Below are 17,049 nucleotides of genomic sequence, written 5' to 3' on the forward strand. Positions count from 1 at the left end.
GGCCGCATGGATGGTCATGCTCGGCGCGCACTACAGCGTGCTTGGAATGGCGGATATACGCGGCGGCCTCGGCATAGGTTTTGACGAAGGATCATGGCTGTCCACCGCCTATAAGGCGGGAGATGTGGTGGGTGTGGTGATTGGCTGCTGGCTTGCCACAGCTATTTCATTAAAGCGAGTGCTTTTGCACTCGGCCTTTTTGTTCATGACGGCATCCGGTGTGTTGGCGCTGTCGCCAAGCTTTACAGTCGTGCTGATAGCGCGCACGGCACAGGGGCTGGCCGGTGGCTCCTTGCTGCCGATGGCGATCGTCGCGCTCTTGCGAACGCTGCCGCCGCATCATCGCGCTCTGGCACTGGCGCTCTATACGTCTGCTTCGACACTCGCCCCCCAACTAGCCGCAGGGCTGGTGGCATTGTTGATCAATCACTGGGGGTGGACCGCGCTGTTCTGGGCGAATCTGATACCCGGGTTGATCGCACTTGGCACGGGAGCTTACGGCCTTCCGCACGAATCGTTTCGCGGGCGACCACTGCTGTATACCGACCGCTTCGGCCTGCTGCTATTGGTCCTCGGCGTGGCGATGCTGGCTTGCGGGTTCGACCAGGGTGATCGACTCGACTGGCTGCATTCGGCGCTAATTCGTGCCCTGCTTGTCGGTGGCACCGTTGCGTTCGGCCTTTCCATCGTATACGTGGCGCGGTTGAAACGAGATCTCCTGCTGAACATGGAACTGTTGTGGCGACCCAATATCTCGATGAGCACCTGGGGCATGCTGCCGTTTGGCCTGGCAGCTCTGGGTTGCACCTATGTGATCCCCCAATTTCTTGTACAAGCCCACGCCTATCGTCCTGATGAGCTTTGGCTGGTTTTGCAGGATGCTGCATGGCCACAAGTCATCAGCTATATCGCAGCCGTGGTGTGCCTCGGCAAGCAGTGGTTTGGGCCGCGTCGCCTGCTTGCGCTGGGGTTCTTGCTAGTCGGCGCAGGCCTGTTGATCGAAAGCATGGGACTGGATGGTGCATGGATTGGGCCCGACCTGTGGCTAGGCCAGGTGCTGCAGGGACTGGGATTGCCGTTGATCTTGTTAACGCTGCTGTTCTTGTTTGTCGGCGACCTTCTGCCGCGCGAAGGGTTACACGCGGCGATGCTGTTCAACATCATGCGCAGCTTGGGCGGCACGATCGGACTGGCGGGTGTCGCGACGCTGGACCGCGTGCGCGAGCAGGCACGGTCGAGCTTTCTGGTCGATCATGTCGCCACGGGTAGCTTGATCGTGTCCGCGCGTCTTGATGCGTTGACTGCGGCAGTCAGCGCACGATCGCTCGGCGATGATCAAGCTCAGGCACGCGCACTGCATATATTGGCGATCGAGGTGCGCCAGCAGGCGCAAATCCTTGGGCATGCCGACACGCTGGCGGCGCTCGCCATCGCTGTTCTGGTTTTTGGATCCCTGTGTACGCTCTGCCTGCGACCCAATGGCTCGGGACACCCGGATGTAGGCGCGCGGGCCAGATAAGTGATCTCATGCACCTGGCCCGCCCTCATCAATGCGGAAGCACTGATCGAGCACATCTGGATGGAAGCTGCGCACATCGGTGCCACCCCGATCGTAATCGTCAAAGACATCTGCCCCTGGGTGTTCTAGTCAGCCCGACCACGCGTTCTTCGCACCATCCACAGCTGAATTGGTGATGCGTCCTGATCTTTGCCGGCTGTGGCCTACTGCCTCGAAAACGAGATTTTAGAGAGCGTGATCGTTGTCAGCGGCGAGATCGGGCACAGAACTGGGCTACGGGGTACGAGGGTGCCGCGGCTTCTTACGAAGTTCGCGTTTCGCGACTTCGCGCAGGGCCGCCGGGGCCCCCCGCAGGAAACGGATAATCGCCGCTTCGATGACACCATCAAGGTCATCCGGAACCGGCATGTCATAAACCCATCGACGCACGCCCAGATAGAAAAGCTCGCCATGCAAGCCCCAGGCGACTTCGAGCTCTTCCGCTGAGGGCGGTGATTTCCGAGCCGACGTATCGCCCGACAACGCACGCAATTCCATGACCAGCGGTTCGATGACCTTGGCCTGGATCAACACGAGGTAACGCTGGCTGATGCTGACACCTTTCAACCCGGCGAATACGAAAATCCTCACCCAGTCGTAGCGGAAGATAGTGTCGAGATAGGCCTTGTAGAACTCGGTCAACCGTACTTCGAGCGACTTGTCAGGCTGACGCAGCAGGTGCTCCCACTCAGGCTGCCAGCGGCTCAGATAGACCTCTTGGTATACCCGGTCAATCAAGGCCTCCTTCGTCGGGAAGTACCGAAAAAGATTCTGATGCGTAATGCCAAGGCGCAGCGCCAGTTCGCGCAGTCCGCCATCGAATCCAACCTCGGCAAAGAAGCGGACGGCGCCCTCAATGATCTCTCGCTCACGCTCCTCGGGAGCGAGGCGCCGCCGCTTGGATGCCAGCGCGGCATTCGCACCCGTGGGTGCGATTCCAACGCTGCGTTTTCGCACAGGTGATTTTGTCGTCGATTTGGCCATCCGTTAAGTTTACGCTCAAGTAACCAACTGGTAAATAAGGCTGAGCGACGCCGCCAGACTGCGCGGTACTACTGTTTGCCGATCGGTAAATACCGTTGACGTGCACGGTTCTTCGAGTCATAATTACCTTGTGGCAATTAGTTGCGTGAGTGGTCCGATGCCAAAGATGACCATCGCCATGTCCCGATTCCATACAGCATTTATTTACCGCAAGGACCCCACATGAGCACTATGCCCAACACCGGTTTATCTGACCAGCGTTACGTCGCGGGTCAAGTGGCTTTCGAACAGATCACGGGCCTGCCCGCCACGGCGTTTCTGGATGGTCTAAAGGATCTGGCGCCTGCTTTCGGTCGCTTCGTCATGGAGTGGGAATTCGCCGATGTCTACGGAAAGACTTCGCTTGATTTGCGCACTCGGGAACTCATCATGGTGGCAGTTTGCGCCGCGCTCGGTGCGACAGCGGCACCCATCCTGAAGTTGCGGATTGGCTCAGCGCTGCGTGCGGGCGTGTCGCGCCAGGAATTGATCGATACCTTCATCCAGGTGGGGCTGCCAGCCGGATTGCCGGCCGCGTTGGCCGCCATCCAGATGGCAGGCGAAGTATTCGCCGCTGCCGACGCATGAAAATTTTGTAATGCGTGGCGTGACAGACCATCTCGAGACGCGCCAGATGATGATGCGGTTATCAAGAGTTGCCGTTGCGATGACGCTGCCCTTTGTTGTGGTGTTGTCGTCATGCAGCGTCGGCCCTGACTTTCATCGACCAGCCGTCTCGGTGCCAGCACGTTGGGACGAGGTTTCTGGTTCGACCGGTGTGAGTCCACTGGCCCCGGTGCCCATTGATCCGCAATGGTGGCGGGTGTTCGACGATGCCGAACTTTCGTCACTGATCGATCGGGTGGCGGCCTCCAATCTCGACGTGCGGGCCGCGACGAGTCGACTAAGGCAAAGTCGTGCCGAGCGTCGAGCCATTGGCGCAGACGCTCTGCCTGGCGTGAAAGGCCACGCCGCCTATCAGCGCGCTCAGGCTAGTACCGACGGGCTGGTTGATCCTTCAGGCAAAAATGGCGAGCGCCCTTATAACGTGTGGCAGTCCGGCTTTGATGCGTCATGGGAACTCGACATCTGGGGAAGAGTGCGCCGTGAGAATGAAGCGGCGGATGCTTCGGTAGAGGCATCTGCGGATGCCCGTCGTGACGTACTGCTCTCTGTACTTGCCGAAACAGCGAGGGACTACATTCAATTGAGGGCAGTGCAGGAGAAATCGGCCGTCATCAACCAGAGCCTTGGTGTGGCGCGTCATAGTCTTCAGCTCACCCGGATACGGTTTTCAAATGGGGTGGCCACTAACCTTCAGGTTGCAGAAGCAAGTTCCCAGGTAGCGCTTGTCGACGCGCAATTGCCGCTTCAGCAGCAGCTGCAGGCTCATCTCATCAATGCGTTGAGTTATCTATTGGCCGCGCCGCCACGGGCGCTCGCCGACGAACTGCGCGAGCGGACAGGTATCCCGCCAGTTCCACCGCAAATACCCTTGGGCCTGCCTTCCGAGCTGGCCGAGCGGCGTCCGGATGTTCGGCAAGCAGAGGCAGTTCTGCATGCCGCGACAGCGGATGTTGGCGTGGCGGTCAGCGATTTCTATCCCCGCATTACGCTATCGGGCGACGCAGGGCTGCAGGCTCTGCAATTCTCCACTCTTGGCACCTGGGGAAGTCGGATATTTGGCGTTGGCCCTGCCATCAGCTTGCCTATCTTCGAGGGTGGGCGACTGCGCGGCACTCTGGATTTGCGCCGAGCGCAGCAGCAGGAGGCAGCGATTCATTTTCAGGAGACTGTGCTGAGTGCGTGGCATGAAATCGATAACGGATTGGCGGACTACGCTGCCACCCAGCATCGACTTGACCAGCTAAATGAGGCCCTGCGCCAGGATCAGTTGGCGCTTGATGAAGCGCAGCGGCGATACGCCGTGGGTCTTGATGATTTGCAACAAGTGTTGGTGAAACAAAAGACCCTGCTTGCCACACGGGCGGAGGTTATCGATGGCTCAGCCGATCAATCGATCGCTCTCGTCGCGCTCTACAAATCGCTCGGTGGGGGCTGGGAAGTGACGTTTCCCGTGACCCCGCGAAGCAGATCGGCCAGTTCGCGCTGACGGACCTTGGTGAGCCAAGCCCCCATCCCACCTTTTTTCCCCACCCACACTAGACGACCAGTCTAGGCAAAGGAGCATTCCCATGCAGAATTTTGAATTCCACAACCCCACCCGCATCGTCTTCGGTACCGAGACGATCAGCAAACTGGATACCTTGCTGCCGGCGTCGGCGCGCGTGTTGATCCTCTACGGCGGCGCCAGCGCGAGGGCGAACGGCACGCTGGACGAAGTCAAGGCAGCCTTGGGTGATCGCCACGTGCAGGAGTTTTCCGGCATCGAGCCGAACCCCACGTTCGAGACGTTGATGGGCGCCGTTGAGTTGGTTCGCCAGGAAAAGCTGGACTACCTGCTGGCTGTCGGCGGCGGTTCGGTGATCGACGGCACGAAGTTCGTCGCCGCCGCGGTGCCGTTCGAGGGCGACCCGTGGACCATCCTGGAGAAGCACGGCCGCAATATCACCACTGCGTTGCCGTTTGGCAGCGTACTCACCCTGCCTGCCACCGGTTCGGAAATGAACAACGGCGGCGTGGTGACGAAGAGGGCGATAAGCGCCAAGCTGGCGTTTTCCAGCTCGCATACCTTCCCGCAGTTCTCCATCCTCGACCCGACCAAGACCTACACCTTGCCGTCGCGCCAGATTGCCAACGGCGTGGTGGATGCCTTCGTGCACATCGTCGAGCAGTACCTGACTTACCCGGTGCAGGCCAAGGTGCAGGATCGCTTCGCCGAAGGCCTGCTGCTCAGCTTGATCGAGACCGGCCCGGAAGCTCTGGCCAACCCGCAGGATTACGACACCCGCGCCAACCTGATGTGGATCGCCACGCTGGCGCTGAACGGCCTGATCGGTGCTGGTGTGCCGCAGGACTGGAGCACCCACATGATCGGCCATGAACTGACCGCAATGCACGGCATCGACCACGCCCGCACGCTGGCCATCGTGCTGCCGGCCAGCTTGAACGTGCGCCGCGACAGCAAGCACGCCAAGCTGCTGCAGTACGCCGAACGCGTCTGGCAGATCTGCGAAGGCAGCGAGGACGAGCGCATCGACCAGGCGATTGAAAAGACCCGCGCGTTCTTCGAGCAGATGGGCATCGCCACCCGCCTGCCGGATTACGATCTGGGCGCCGACGTGATCGACGCCGTCATCACCCAGCTCGAAGCCCACGGCATGACCCAGCTCGGTGAACACCGCGATGTCACCCTGGTCACCAGTCGGCGCATTCTGGAAGCCGCACTCTGAACTCACACACCGGGGCCTACGCTGGCCCCCTCAACTCTTGCTGAGGTCACTCCATGTCTCCCGACGCGACCATGCAACGCGCCATCGTGCTGAATTCCCGCCCGATCGGCGCACCCACGCCAGACGACTTCCGCCTGCGCGAAAACCCTCTGCCCACGCCCGCCGACGGCGAGCTGCTGCTGCGCACGCTCTACCTCTCGCTCGATCCGTACATGCGCGGGCGCATGAGCGACGCCAAGTCATATGCCGCACCCGTCGCCATTGGCGACGTGATGGTCGGCGGTACCGTGTCGCGGGTACAGACCTCGAACCACCCCGACTTCAAGGAAGGTGATCTCGTGCTCGGCTTCAGCGGCTGGCAGGACCATGCGCTGTCCGATGGCACCGGCCTGAGCAAGCTGGATTCGAAGATGGAACACCCATCGCTGGCGCTTGGCGTGCTGGGTATGCCCGGCTTCACCGCCTACATGGGCCTGCTCGACATCGGACAGCCGAAAGCCGGTGAAACCGTGGTCGTCGCGGCGGCCAGCGGCGCGGTGGGTTCGGCGGTGGGCCAGATCGCCAAGCTCAAGGGCTGCCGCAGCGTGGGTGTTGCCGGCGGGCCGGAAAAATGCCGCTACGTGGTCGAGGAGTTGGGCTTCGATGCCTGCATCGATCATCGCAGCGCCAACTTCGCCGCCGAGCTGGCGGCAGCCTGCCCCGACGGCATCGACGTGTATTTCGAGAGCGTCGGCGGCGCCGTGTTCGATGCGGTGCTGCCGCTGCTCAATCCCTCGGCGCGCGTGCCGGTATGTGGCCTTATCGCCAACTACAACGACACCGCACTGCCCGACGGCCCCGACCGGCTGGGCCTGCTTGCGCGCACCATCCTTAGCCAACGTATCCGCATGCAGGGCTTCATCATCTTCGATGACTACGGCGATCGCTACGGTGAATTCATGCAGCAGATGAGCCCATGGGTACAGGCCGGAAAGATCAAGTTCCGCGAAGACATCGTCGACGGACTTGACCAGGCGACCCAAGCTTTCATCGGCATGCTCAACGGCAGCAATTTCGGCAAGTTGGTAGTTCGCGTGGCCAGCGAATGACGCCTTGCCGGCACGACCGTTTGCTTCCCCATCCCGCATTCAAAGAAGGCACTCCATGAAAATTCTGATGGTTCTTACTTCGCACGATCAACTGGGCAACACCGGCAAAAAGACCGGTTTTTGGTTGGAAGAATTCGCCGCGCCTTACTACGTGTTCAAGGACGCGGACGCTCAGATCACGGTGGCTTCGCCGCATGGCGGGCAGCCACCGCTGGATCCCAAGAGCGACGATCCGTCGGCACAAACCGATGCCACCCGCCGCTTCAAGGATGACGAGGCGACCCAGGCCGTGCTGGCCAGCACGCACAAACTGCAGGACATGAAAGCCGGCGATTTCGACGCGGTGTTCTACCCGGGTGGCCACGGCCCACTGTGGGATCTGGCCGAAGACGCCGACTCGATCGCGCTGATCGAAACCACGCTGGCCGCCGGCAAGCCGGTCGCTGCCGTATGCCACGCACCCGGTGTACTGCGCCATGTGAAGTCGGCCGATGGCAAACCGCTGGTGCAGGGCAAGTCGGTCACCGGGTTCACCAATACCGAGGAAGAGGCCGTCGAGCTGACCGGGGTGGTGCCGTTCCTGGTCGAAGATATGCTGAAAAAGAATGGCGGCAACTACAGCAAGGCCGGCGACTGGCAGCCGCATGTGGTCACCGATGGTCTGTTGATCACCGGCCAGAATCCGGCTTCGTCCGCGCCCGCCGCCGAGGCGTTGCTCAAGATGCTGGGTTGATGGCCGTCACCAGCGATGCCGTGATGGCATCGCTGGTGACCCTTCATCAAGCCGGCCGCAGCCGGTCCCAGCCGAAATTGTAATGACTCTGCGCCAAAATCGTATCGATCCACGCCAAGCTATTCTCCGAGATGGTGCGGGAGTCAACTCGGCTAACTCAGCTTTAGTGAAGCCATATCGCTCGTTCAAGGCCGCCACCGCGGCTCAACTCCAACATTAGTCGTCACGACAACCGTTCGTCATTGGACGGTTGGGCAGAATCCGCGCCAGTGCTCAATACCCATACGATGCGGGAAGTTCAGGAGAGAAAATATGTTCAGTCATATCATGGTTGGAACAAGCGACATTGAGCGTTCAAAGTTGTTCTACGACGCCACACTCGCAACGCTTGGAATAGGTCCACCGGTGCGCAATCTGGCTGGCACTGGACACGCTCGGCTCTTCTATCGGCACGATGAGGGTATGTTCTGTGTCACCGAGCCCATCGACGGCAAAGCAGCAGTCTTTGCGAACGGTGGAACCATTGGCTTCAAGTGCAGCTCGCCTGAGCAGGTAAAGACTTTTCATGACACGGCGGTTTCCAATGGCGGCACTTCAATTGAAGAACCGCCTGGGCTGCGCGAAGGGAATATGGGTGCAATGTACCTGGCCTACGTTCGCGACCCCGATGGCAACAAGCTCTGCGCACTTCACCATGTTCCGAAGTAATACGATACGAGGACTTTCTCCCAGTCACCGGGGGAAGTCTCAACTCGAACGTTCCTTATCAGCGTCCCCGAAAGCAGACAACCACGACCGGCAGCAACGGGCCGGCTCTGGCCATGGATTGAAGGACTTTCATCGCTGATCAACGACAGCGTTGTGATCACGTCCCCTCGGAACTCTGTTCGTGCTCGCCCAGCATGCGCGCTGAGTCAATTTGGAAGCGACGGCGATCGTCTGTTTCTTTACCGAACGTGGACAATCGATTCCGCTGGTCGGCTCATCGCTAGAATCTTGAATTGTTGATTTTTGCCGAGAACTGAGCCGGGTTTTTCATCGAAAAGTGAGCTACCCGCTGATGGTGCAGGCTGATATCGACGCCGGTCGACTGATCGACTGGGGAACGTTCATCGAACCGTCGCATTGAGGTCTGGGCGCTGTATCCCTCTTATCGCCATGTGAGCGCACGCGTGACCGCATTCGTGAAGCTACTGGGGGGGGCGCTTCGAGACCGCACCCCCGCGGCCTTCGGAAAGATCATCTCAGGAACAAGATGAGAGCCCCCACGGCAGGGTTGGGCTACCGCAACGTCCGTTCATGACGGATGCCGGGTTCTACCCCGTTCAGTCTCCGCGACATCAGGGCGATTCGGATCCATCTTGAACACGTTGAGTGTACGTTGACCGGCGTAGAACACATCACGGCGCCTTTGCCGGCTGCGCCTTTCGTGCGTGCGTTGGCTCTCACATATCTGCGGCGCAGCGCTTCCCCTGTTCAAGGAGCTTCCCATGCGTGTTCTCATCGTTGGTGCAAACGGTCACATCGGCCGTCGCCTGCTCAAACAGATGCCTTCCGGCCCGCATCAAAGTCAGGCGATGATTCGCAGCGCGGAGCAAGCCACCGAGCTGCGCGAGCTGGGTGCCGATAGCACCGTGGTGGCTGATCTCGAAAAGGACGTGCAGCCGGCACTGGATGGCTGTGATGCTGTCATTTTCACCGCAGGCTCTGGCGGCAAAGGCGGCCCCGAAAAAACCGATGCGGTAGATCGCGATGGCGCGATCGCGGTGATCGACGCCGCGCAAAAAGCCGGCGTAAAGCGATTCGTCATGGTGTCTTCCATGGGCGCTGACACGCCGGAGCAAGGTCCCGAGTATCTGCAGCATTACCTGTACGCCAAGCAAGCTGCGGACAATCATCTGCGCGCGAGCGGCCTCGATTACACCATCGTGCGCCCCGGCGCGCTCACCAATGATCGTGGCAGCGGCAAGGTCGACGTCGCGAAGCGTCTGGGCCGTCAAGGCAGCGTCCCGCGCGATGACGTTGCAGCGGTGCTGCTGCAGGTGCTGGATGCAGACAACACACACGGCAAGCAGTTCGAACTGCTTGCCGGCGAATCATCCGTGCAGCAAGCGGTCGCCGCCATCTGACTGAAGGCGACATGGACGCAGCAGGCACCAAACAACAGGACATCTGATTTTGAAAACCATCACCACGACCAATCCCGCCACGAAAGAAACGATCACGACTTATGATTTAATGAGCAAGGACACCGCCTTCGAAAAGGTAGAGGCTTGCCACGCGGCGTTTCTGCAGTGGAAAAAGAAGACCCACGAAGAGCGCGCCCCCTATCTTCGCGACATCGCCGGCGCCCTGCGTGACAAGGCCGCAGACTTCGCCAAGCTCATGACCGAGGAAACCGGGAAGTTGCTGCGCGACGGCAGTCACGAGGTCGAACTGTGCGCGCAGATATTCGAATACACGGCCGACCATGGGCCGGCTGTGTTGGCCGACGAATCGCGCAAAGCCGGCGACGGCAGCAAAAAGGGCGTGATCGCCTATTGCCCGATCGGCGTCGTTTACAGCGTCCAGCCGTGGAACTTCCCGGTCTACCAACCGGTCCGCGGCCTGGCTTCGAATCTGATGGCGGGAAATGGCGTGCTTCTCAAGCACGCCAGCATCTGCACGGGCAGTGGCCTGATGCTGCGTGATGTCTGCCTCGCGGCGGGATTGCCGAAGGGCTTGTTCGAGGTGCTTCTGGTCGATCACGACACCTCGGACGAGATCATCAAGCACGAGCGCGTCCGCGGCGTGACGATGACCGGAAGTGACAAAGCGGGACGGCATATCGGACAGGCCGCAGCGAAGCAACTGAAGAAATCAGTGCTCGAACTGGGATCGAACGACGCCTACCTGGTACTTGAAGACGCCGACGTCGAACTTGCCGTGAAGGCGTGCGTGCAGGGACGCCTCTACAACAATGGCGAAACCTGCATTTCAGCCAAGCGCTTCGTCGTCACCGCAGCGGTCTATGACGCCTTCGTCGGTGCCTTCGTCGAACAGATGAAGGCCATCGTGATGGGCGTGCCGACAGCCGAGGACACGCAGCTGGGGCCGGTTTCGAGCAAGGAACAGTTCGACACCCTTTGCGAGCAGGTCAGCAAAAGCATCGACAGCGGCGCCACGCTGCTTTGTGGAGGGGTCCCCAAACAGGATGGCAGCGGCTATTACTTTCCAGCGACCGTCCTGGCCGACTGCCAGCCCGGCATGCCTGCCTATGACGACGAGCTGTTCGGGCCGGTCGCCTCGATCATCAAGGCGCGCGACAACGCAGATGCCGTGCGCATCGCGAACGACAGCCGCTACGGCTTGGGCGGAGGGATCTTCAGCGGGAATGTGGCCAAGGCCGTCCAGCTCGCACGCGACCATTTCGACACCGGCATGGTCCGCATCAACTCCTTCGGCGTGGCCGATCCCAACATGCCGTTCGGCGGCGTCAAGGATTCCGGATTCGGGCGCGAGCATGGCGGCTTCGGCATGAAGGAGTTCGTCAACGCCAAGGCGATCTATCTGCCGTAATAGCCGCCCGGCCACTTGTGTTCCCGTTCACCGCAGTCCGCCCCAGCGCGGCCAGATCGAAACCATGCCGAAGGAGTAGATGATGAAGGCCGCCATGATCCAGGACTATCACGCCCCGATCGAGATCGGCAACGTCGACAAGCCCGAATTGAAGGACGATTCGGTAGTGATCGCCGTGCATGCCGCCAGCATCAACCCGGTCGACGACATGCTGCGTTCGGGAGCAATGAAAAAGATGATGCCGCTGACCTTCCCTCATGTCATGGGTTATGACGTGTCCGGCGAGGTCGTCGAAGTCGGCAAGGATGTCACCCGTTTCAAGATCGGTGATGCCGTCTTCGCCCGCCCCAACCAGGACGATGCCGGCGCCATTGCCGAATACGCCCGAGTCAAGGCAAGCGAACTTGCGATGAAGCCCGAAACCCTGAGCTATGGCCAAGCCGCAGCGGTGCCCCTGGCGGGGCTTACCGCGTGGCAGGCATTGATCACCAAGGGCAAACTGAAAGCCGGCGACAAGGTGCTGATCCATGCCGGATCCGGCGGTGTTGGCACGTTCGCCATCCAGATCGCCAAACATTTCGGCGCTTTTGTCGCGACGACCTGCGGCGCTCGTAGTGTCGAACTTGTGCGCAGCCTTGGTGCGGATGTGGTGATCGACTACAAGACCGAAGCTTTCGACGAAAAGCTATCTGACTACGACCTGGTGTTCGACATGCTCGGTGGTGAAACCCTCAATCGCTCTTTCAAGGTTCTCAAAAAGAGCGGGACGATGGTTTCGATCAAGGGCCAGGACACTGACCAGCTTGCGCAGGAGTACGGCGTTCGTTTCGAGTGGTTTTTGATGGAACCCGATGGCGCGATGCTGGGCGAACTCGGCGCGCTGATCGACAAGGGTGCCGTCAAGCCTGTGATCGACCATGTTTTCCCGATGGATCAATCCGCTGCAGCCTATGACGAACTGGCAACTGGGCACGCCGTCGGCAAGATAGTCATCACGGTCGGATAGTTGGGTCCAAACTGCGGTTTTCGCCAGAAAAGACCGTGAAGGGAAACGTGCAAAGAGACGTGGTAATCACGAGCTCGGGGGCAGGTCTAGCAAAGTAGCCTTTGTTGTCGGCCCAAACGACGCCCGGTTCGTGCTGCCGCTTGGCTTTAGCGTTTCAGCCCCACCCACTTTGAACGGCAGCTTGTTGGCACGCACCCATGGTCATTGACCGTCCGGAATTGGTCGGTTCCGGCCATCGATGTTCTTCAATCCGACCAGTCAAGCCACAAACTGCAAGCGCGCCAGCTCCGCGTACAAGCCGCCCTCGGCCAGCAGGCTTTCATGCGTGCCTTGCGCCACGATGCGACCGCCATCGAGCACCACGATCCGGTCAGCACGTTGCACGGTGGCGAGGCGATGGGCGATCACCAGGGTGGTGCGGCCTTTTTCGAGTCGTTCCAGCGCTTGCTGGATCGCCGCTTCCGACTGCGCATCAAGGGCGGAGGTGGCTTCGTCGAGCAGCAGCAGCGGCGCATCGCGCAGGATCGCGCGGGCGATCGCGATGCGCTGGCGCTGGCCGCCGGAGAGGCGGACACCGCGTTCCCCCATTTCGGCCTGGTAGCCGTCGGTGAGGGCATTGATGAACTCATCGGCTTCGGCGGCGCGGGCGGCTTCGTGCACTTCCTCGTCGCTGGCGCCTTCGCGGCCGAAGCGGATGTTGTCGGCGGCGCTGCCGCTGAAGATCACGGTTTCCTGCGGCACCAGTGCGATCGCGCCGCGCAGGTCATCCAGCGTCACGGCACGCAGGTCGATGCCATCGAGGCTGATGCTGCCGCTTTGTGGATCGTAGAAGCGCAGCAGCAAGGCGAACACGGTGCTCTTGCCGGCACCGGACGGGCCGACCAGGGCGACGGTTTCGCCGGGGCGTACTTCGAGGGTGAAGTCGTGCAGGGCGGCGGTGTCCGGTCGTGTCGGGTAGTGGAAGCCGACGTGGTCGAAGCGCAGGGCGCCACTGATCGGACGTGGCAGTGCCAGCGGGTTCGCCGGCTCGATGATGGCAGGGCGTTCGTCGAGCAGCTCACCCAGGCGCTCCATGGCGCCGGCGGCGCGCAGCACGTCGCCCCACACTTCGGACAGGCCGGCCACCGAGCCCGCGGCGAACACGGCGTAGAGCACGAACTGGCCCAGCACGCCGGGATCCAGCGTGCCGGTCAGCACGTGGCGCGCACCGGCCCACAACACCAGGGTGATCGCGCCGAACACCAGCACGATCACCGCCATGGTCAGCAGCGCGCGCATGCCGATGCGGCGACGCGCGGTGGCCAATGCGCGCAGGATCGCGTTGCTGTAACGGGTGCTTTCGATGTTCTCGCGGGCGTACGCCTTCACTGCGGTGGAGGCGTTGAGGGTTTCGTTGGCGATCGCGGCGGCATCGGCCAGACGGTCCTGGCTGGCCCGCGAGAGTTTCTGCACGCGGCGACCGAATACCAGGATCGGCAGCATCACGGCGGGGATCACCAGCGCGGTGAGGCCGGCCAGCGACGGCGCGGTCCAGACCATCATGGTGCCGGCGCCGAGCAGCATCACCGCACTGCGCAGCGCCACCGACACGCCGGAGCCGATCAAGGCCTGCACCACCTCGGTGTCGGCGGTAAGGCGCGAGAGCAGTTCGCCGACGCGACTGCGTTCGAAGAAGCTGACGTCGAGGCGGATGACCTGCGCGTACAGCGTTCGTCGCAAGGAGGCCAGCGCCCGTTCGCTGAGCAGGGTGATGCAGAAGTAACGGGCCGCAGTGGCCACGGCGAGCACCAGCGCCACGCCGAACAGCGCGATGAAGGTCTCGTTGATCACTGCCTGGCTGGAATGACCGAAGCCCTTGTCGATGATGTAGCGAAAGGCCAGCGGTAGCGCCAGCGAGGCGCTCGATGAGAGTCCGAGAAAGACCAGCCAACCGATAGCCAGTGCCTTGTGTGGCTTGAGGAAGGGCCACAGCCCGCGCAGCGCGCCGATGCGACGGGAGGATGGGGGCTTGTCGGTGGCAGTCATGGGGTCTCGCAAAGAGTCGGCGTCGAGCCCATGACTTGGGGCGGTCGACGTGCTGATTCAATGCGCGGACGCGAAGCCGACAGGCACCGCTCCCAAGCGCGCGTTTCAGATCAGACTGCCTGCTGCGCCTCGCAGCCCCAGCCATCGTTGTGCCCGTCGAAGTCTTCGGCGGCTTCGCCCAGCAGGCGCTCGAAACCGGAAATGTTCTCGTGGCTGGGCTCCATGAACGGATGGGCCAGCACCTGCCACGGCATTTCGTCGTGTTCTTCGTAGGCCGAGAACGAGACCTTCTGGTCACTGCGCAGCAGGTGCACGGCAAACTTCAGGGCATCGTCTTCGGACGGGAAGAGCACTGCGAAATCCACTTCGCGGGGGATCGACAGGTCGTCGCCGGCCTCAGCCATCTGCCAGAGCACATTGCCGTTTTCGTCGTCGGGGAAAAGTTGGGGGTCACGGTTCATGGGGGGATTCCTGGGTGGGGATGGATGGGGTGGCGGGCATCAGTCGATGCGTACTGCGACGGTCTCGCCGCGGGTGAGGTCGGCGATGCGGCTGACCGCTTCGTCCACGCGCGCAAGCGGCAGCGTGAGCTGGAGGTTAGCGCCCTCGCCGGTAAAGTTTTCGCTGGTCACGCTGGCACCCAGTTCATGCATACGCGCCTTGAGCAAGGCAAGGTCCGCAAAACTGCATGACAGGGCAAGCATCGCCATCGGAATGATCGGTACGCGCTCGGCCCGGCGCAGGCATTCGGCTGCGGTACCGCCATAGGCGCGCACCAGACCGCCCGCGCCAAGCTTGATGCCACCGTACCAGCGCGTGACCACCACGACCACGCCATCCATCTGCTGGCCTTCGATCGCCTGCAGAATCGGGCGGCCGGCGGTACCGCCGGGTTCGCCGTCGTCATTGAAGCGATAGTCCTGGCCGATGCGGTAGGCCCAGCAGTTGTGCGTGGCGGTCGGGTCGGCGACTTCGCGCAGGAAGGCCAGCGCCTGTTCAGCCGTGTGCACCGGTGCGGCGAGGGCGAGGAAGCGACTCTTCTTTATGTCTTCCTGATGGCGGCACTGCTCGATCAGGGTGAACAGCGTATCGGTCATGGTTCCTGCAATTGTGCCTGCATCGCGGGCGACAACGGCCATTGCGGATGCGCCCGCCGGAACGCCCGCAGGCGCGGCAACGCCTCGGCCCGGTGACCCTGGTCGAACAGTTGCCGGATCTTGTCCAGTTCCCGGGTCGGCGTGTCGCCAGGTTGCTGCGTGGTATCGGTCTCGCTGGTCGCTTCGTTCGTTGGCATGGGTGCGGCGGCGATCGACGCGGATTGGGCGGCCATCGGTGCGGCGGCCGCCTGGTCGAACTTGTCGAGCTGGCCGCTTGCGGCACTGGCGGAAATTTCCTGGGCCGGCGCCGGAGGTGCGGGCGGCGCCGGAGGTGCAGGTGGTGGCGCAGCACGAGCAGCCAGTTCGGCGACCGGTGGTGGTGCGGCCATGGGCCTGGCTGCGGTCTTGCGTTGCGCTGACTGGAGCGTGTTGTTCTGTTTCAGCTTCTTCGCGGCAGAGACCCGCGTGGCAGCTCGCTGATCCAACGTTTCGGGCGGCGCAACGGCTTCGGACAAAACCACGGGCGCCAGCGGTGCAGCCAGCGGCGTCACCTGGGAGCCGACTTTGTCCGCTGCTGGGGAAGTGGCTTCGTTCGTTTCCTGTGCCAGCGGCGCCAAAGGTGGCGGGCTCGATTCGTGCAGTCGCCACGCCAGTCCGGACACCAGCACCAGGCTGGCCGCGCTGCCCAGGGTGATCATCCAGCGTGGTGCGCGCCGGCGCCGTGTGGTGGCGTCGACCGCCGGAGTCGCCCCTACCCTGGCAGCAGACCAAGGCATCGGCTGGGGCCGCTCGACGCGATCTTCGGGCGAGTGATGCTGCTCGCTGACGATGGCAGCGGTGGTGTCCAAGGCCGCGGCTGCGGCGCACAGAACGGCCGCATCCAGCGCGGGCGAGGGTTCGCTTTGCGGCAGCTCGCGGTACAACGCGGCCAGCTCGGCTTCACCGGGCAGCAGCTCGTCGGGGCGGGGCGGATCGGTCGGGGGCAGGGGCGTGGTCATTCGGACAGCACTTCGCGTAATCGATTCATGGCATAGCGCAGGCGGGACTTCACGGTTTCGCGGCCGGTACCGGTAACCACGGCAATCTCCTCCAGGCTCAACTCCTGTTCCAGCCGCAGCAACACCGCGGTGCGCTGTTCATCGGGCAACTGTTCGATGGCGAGTTGGAGGTGGCGCCGACGTTCGAACGCGGACAAGGCGTGGTCAGGTTGCTCGCGTTCGGGGGTGGCGAGGTTTGCCAAGACCACCTCGGCTTCATCGCTGCTGGCCATCGGTCGCTGGCGACGGCTGCCGTCAATCATCAGGTTGTGGGCGATCTGCAGCAGCCAGGTGCTGAACTTCGCCTGCGGTTGATAGCGCTCGCGGGCGCTGATCACCCGGCTCCAGGTTTCCTGGAACAGCTCATCGGCGCGATGCGGATCGCGCACGCTGCGCAGCAGGAACCGGTACAGCATGCCGCGATGACGCGCATACAGCGCCTCGAACGCGGCGAGGTCGCCTCGCGCGTAGGCAAGCATCAGCAGGGCATCGGGATCGACGGCGGCATCCATGGTGGGCGAGGGTAAGGCAAATCGCCGGGTGGCGGGGAGGTTGGCGTGGGTTTCGTTCG

Annotated in this window: 16 protein-coding genes; 10 read left to right on the plus strand and 6 right to left on the minus strand. The window is 62.1% G+C overall.

Annotation, left to right across the window (positions count from 1 at the left end; genetic code table 11):
• The first annotated feature begins 16 nt into the window (after nt 1-16).
• Nucleotides 17-1,519, plus strand: coding sequence for an MFS transporter (locus ACVWWQ_RS00950; RefSeq protein WP_166669756.1), 1,503 nt, complete (start codon nt 17-19; stop codon nt 1,517-1,519).
• A 273-nt stretch (nt 1,520-1,792) separates the two neighbouring features.
• On the opposite strand, the gene ACVWWQ_RS00955 is transcribed toward ACVWWQ_RS00950, so the two are convergent.
• Nucleotides 1,793-2,542 (minus strand): TetR/AcrR family transcriptional regulator, encoded by a 750-nt coding sequence (locus ACVWWQ_RS00955; protein ID WP_133950616.1) that lies wholly within the window; start codon nt 2,540-2,542, stop codon nt 1,793-1,795.
• 231 nt (nt 2,543-2,773) lie between these two features.
• Here ACVWWQ_RS00955 and ACVWWQ_RS00960 point away from each other — a divergent pair, with 231 nt between their 5' ends.
• The 9 genes from ACVWWQ_RS00960 to ACVWWQ_RS01000 all read left to right on the plus strand — a co-directional run bounded on the left by ACVWWQ_RS00960 (nt 2,774) and on the right by ACVWWQ_RS01000 (nt 12,319).
• A complete protein-coding gene (locus ACVWWQ_RS00960) occupies nt 2,774-3,169 on the plus strand; it encodes a carboxymuconolactone decarboxylase family protein (RefSeq protein ID WP_208321618.1) in 396 nt (131 codons plus the stop codon).
• Between the two features lie 10 nt (nt 3,170-3,179).
• Nucleotides 3,180-4,694 carry an efflux transporter outer membrane subunit gene (locus ACVWWQ_RS00965; protein ID WP_457383268.1) on the plus strand — a complete coding sequence of 505 codons (1,515 nt, stop codon included), beginning with the start codon at nt 3,180-3,182 and terminating at the stop codon, nt 4,692-4,694.
• Between the two features lie 82 nt (nt 4,695-4,776).
• Nucleotides 4,777-5,934: an iron-containing alcohol dehydrogenase gene (locus tag ACVWWQ_RS00970; protein ID WP_133950612.1), complete on the plus strand. Its 1,158-nt coding sequence runs from the start codon at nt 4,777-4,779 to the stop codon at nt 5,932-5,934.
• Nucleotides 5,935-5,987: 53 nt separating this feature from the next.
• Entirely contained in the window at nt 5,988-7,022 is a 1,035-nt protein-coding gene (locus ACVWWQ_RS00975) for an NADP-dependent oxidoreductase (protein ID WP_133950610.1), read from the plus strand.
• Between the two features lie 55 nt (nt 7,023-7,077).
• A complete protein-coding gene (locus ACVWWQ_RS00980) occupies nt 7,078-7,755 on the plus strand; it encodes a type 1 glutamine amidotransferase domain-containing protein (RefSeq protein ID WP_133950608.1) in 678 nt (225 codons plus the stop codon).
• Between the two features lie 312 nt (nt 7,756-8,067).
• Nucleotides 8,068-8,463 (plus strand): VOC family protein, encoded by a 396-nt coding sequence (locus tag ACVWWQ_RS00985; protein WP_133950606.1) that lies wholly within the window; start codon nt 8,068-8,070, stop codon nt 8,461-8,463.
• Nucleotides 8,464-9,245: 782 nt separating this feature from the next.
• Entirely contained in the window at nt 9,246-9,884 is a 639-nt protein-coding gene (locus tag ACVWWQ_RS00990; RefSeq protein WP_133950991.1) for an SDR family oxidoreductase, read from the plus strand.
• Nucleotides 9,885-9,933: 49 nt separating this feature from the next.
• Complete coding sequence (locus ACVWWQ_RS00995; RefSeq protein ID WP_133950604.1) at nt 9,934-11,313, plus strand: NAD-dependent succinate-semialdehyde dehydrogenase; 1,380 nt, start codon at nt 9,934-9,936, stop codon at nt 11,311-11,313.
• A gap of 82 nt (nt 11,314-11,395) precedes the next feature.
• Nucleotides 11,396-12,319: an NADP-dependent oxidoreductase gene (locus ACVWWQ_RS01000; protein ID WP_133950602.1), complete on the plus strand. Its 924-nt coding sequence runs from the start codon at nt 11,396-11,398 to the stop codon at nt 12,317-12,319.
• 258 nt (nt 12,320-12,577) lie between these two features.
• On the opposite strand, the gene ACVWWQ_RS01005 is transcribed toward ACVWWQ_RS01000, so the two are convergent.
• The 5 genes from ACVWWQ_RS01005 to ACVWWQ_RS01025 all read right to left on the minus strand — a co-directional run bounded on the left by ACVWWQ_RS01005 (nt 12,578) and on the right by ACVWWQ_RS01025 (nt 16,990).
• Nucleotides 12,578-14,344 carry an ABC transporter transmembrane domain-containing protein gene (locus ACVWWQ_RS01005; RefSeq protein WP_208321616.1) on the minus strand — a complete coding sequence of 589 codons (1,767 nt, stop codon included), beginning with the start codon at nt 14,342-14,344 and terminating at the stop codon, nt 12,578-12,580.
• A 110-nt stretch (nt 14,345-14,454) separates the two neighbouring features.
• A complete protein-coding gene (locus ACVWWQ_RS01010) occupies nt 14,455-14,805 on the minus strand; it encodes a ribonuclease E inhibitor RraB (protein WP_133950598.1) in 351 nt (116 codons plus the stop codon).
• Nucleotides 14,806-14,844: 39 nt separating this feature from the next.
• The gene (locus tag ACVWWQ_RS01015) at nt 14,845-15,441 is read right to left on the minus strand and encodes an IMPACT family protein (protein ID WP_133950596.1); all 597 of its coding nucleotides are present in this window, start codon (nt 15,439-15,441) and stop codon (nt 14,845-14,847) included.
• Entirely contained in the window at nt 15,438-16,439 is a 1,002-nt protein-coding gene (locus tag ACVWWQ_RS01020) for a hypothetical protein (RefSeq protein ID WP_133950594.1), read from the minus strand. The genes ACVWWQ_RS01015 and ACVWWQ_RS01020 overlap by 4 nt, the downstream gene beginning before the upstream one ends.
• Nucleotides 16,436-16,990, minus strand: coding sequence for an RNA polymerase sigma factor (locus ACVWWQ_RS01025; RefSeq protein ID WP_133950989.1), 555 nt, complete (start codon nt 16,988-16,990; stop codon nt 16,436-16,438). The genes ACVWWQ_RS01020 and ACVWWQ_RS01025 overlap by 4 nt, the downstream gene beginning before the upstream one ends.
• Nucleotides 16,991-17,049: the final 59 nt, after the last annotated feature.

It is taken from the genome of Rhodanobacter sp. TND4EL1 (genome assembly GCF_054061035.1).

What these genes read in the sequence shown, in the direction of transcription:
- ACVWWQ_RS00950 (WP_166669756.1), top strand. Translation starts at nt 17, where the DNA reads ATGCTCGGCGCGCACTACAGCGTGCTTGGAATGGCGGATATACGCGGC.
- ACVWWQ_RS00955 (WP_133950616.1), bottom strand. Translation starts at nt 2,542, where the DNA reads ATGGCCAAATCGACGACAAAATCACCTGTGCGAAAACGCAGCGTTGGA.
- ACVWWQ_RS00960 (WP_208321618.1), top strand. Translation starts at nt 2,774, where the DNA reads ATGCCCAACACCGGTTTATCTGACCAGCGTTACGTCGCGGGTCAAGTG.
- ACVWWQ_RS00965 (WP_457383268.1), top strand. Translation starts at nt 3,180, where the DNA reads ATGCGTGGCGTGACAGACCATCTCGAGACGCGCCAGATGATGATGCGG.
- ACVWWQ_RS00970 (WP_133950612.1), top strand. Translation starts at nt 4,777, where the DNA reads ATGCAGAATTTTGAATTCCACAACCCCACCCGCATCGTCTTCGGTACC.
- ACVWWQ_RS00975 (WP_133950610.1), top strand. Translation starts at nt 5,988, where the DNA reads ATGTCTCCCGACGCGACCATGCAACGCGCCATCGTGCTGAATTCCCGC.
- ACVWWQ_RS00980 (WP_133950608.1), top strand. Translation starts at nt 7,078, where the DNA reads ATGAAAATTCTGATGGTTCTTACTTCGCACGATCAACTGGGCAACACC.
- ACVWWQ_RS00985 (WP_133950606.1), top strand. Translation starts at nt 8,068, where the DNA reads ATGTTCAGTCATATCATGGTTGGAACAAGCGACATTGAGCGTTCAAAG.
- ACVWWQ_RS00990 (WP_133950991.1), top strand. Translation starts at nt 9,246, where the DNA reads ATGCGTGTTCTCATCGTTGGTGCAAACGGTCACATCGGCCGTCGCCTG.
- ACVWWQ_RS01000 (WP_133950602.1), top strand. Translation starts at nt 11,396, where the DNA reads ATGAAGGCCGCCATGATCCAGGACTATCACGCCCCGATCGAGATCGGC.
- ACVWWQ_RS01005 (WP_208321616.1), bottom strand. Translation starts at nt 14,344, where the DNA reads ATGACTGCCACCGACAAGCCCCCATCCTCCCGTCGCATCGGCGCGCTG.
- ACVWWQ_RS01010 (WP_133950598.1), bottom strand. Translation starts at nt 14,805, where the DNA reads ATGAACCGTGACCCCCAACTTTTCCCCGACGACGAAAACGGCAATGTG.
- ACVWWQ_RS01015 (WP_133950596.1), bottom strand. Translation starts at nt 15,441, where the DNA reads ATGACCGATACGCTGTTCACCCTGATCGAGCAGTGCCGCCATCAGGAA.
- ACVWWQ_RS01020 (WP_133950594.1), bottom strand. Translation starts at nt 16,439, where the DNA reads ATGACCACGCCCCTGCCCCCGACCGATCCGCCCCGCCCCGACGAGCTG.
- ACVWWQ_RS01025 (WP_133950989.1), bottom strand. Translation starts at nt 16,990, where the DNA reads ATGGATGCCGCCGTCGATCCCGATGCCCTGCTGATGCTTGCCTACGCG.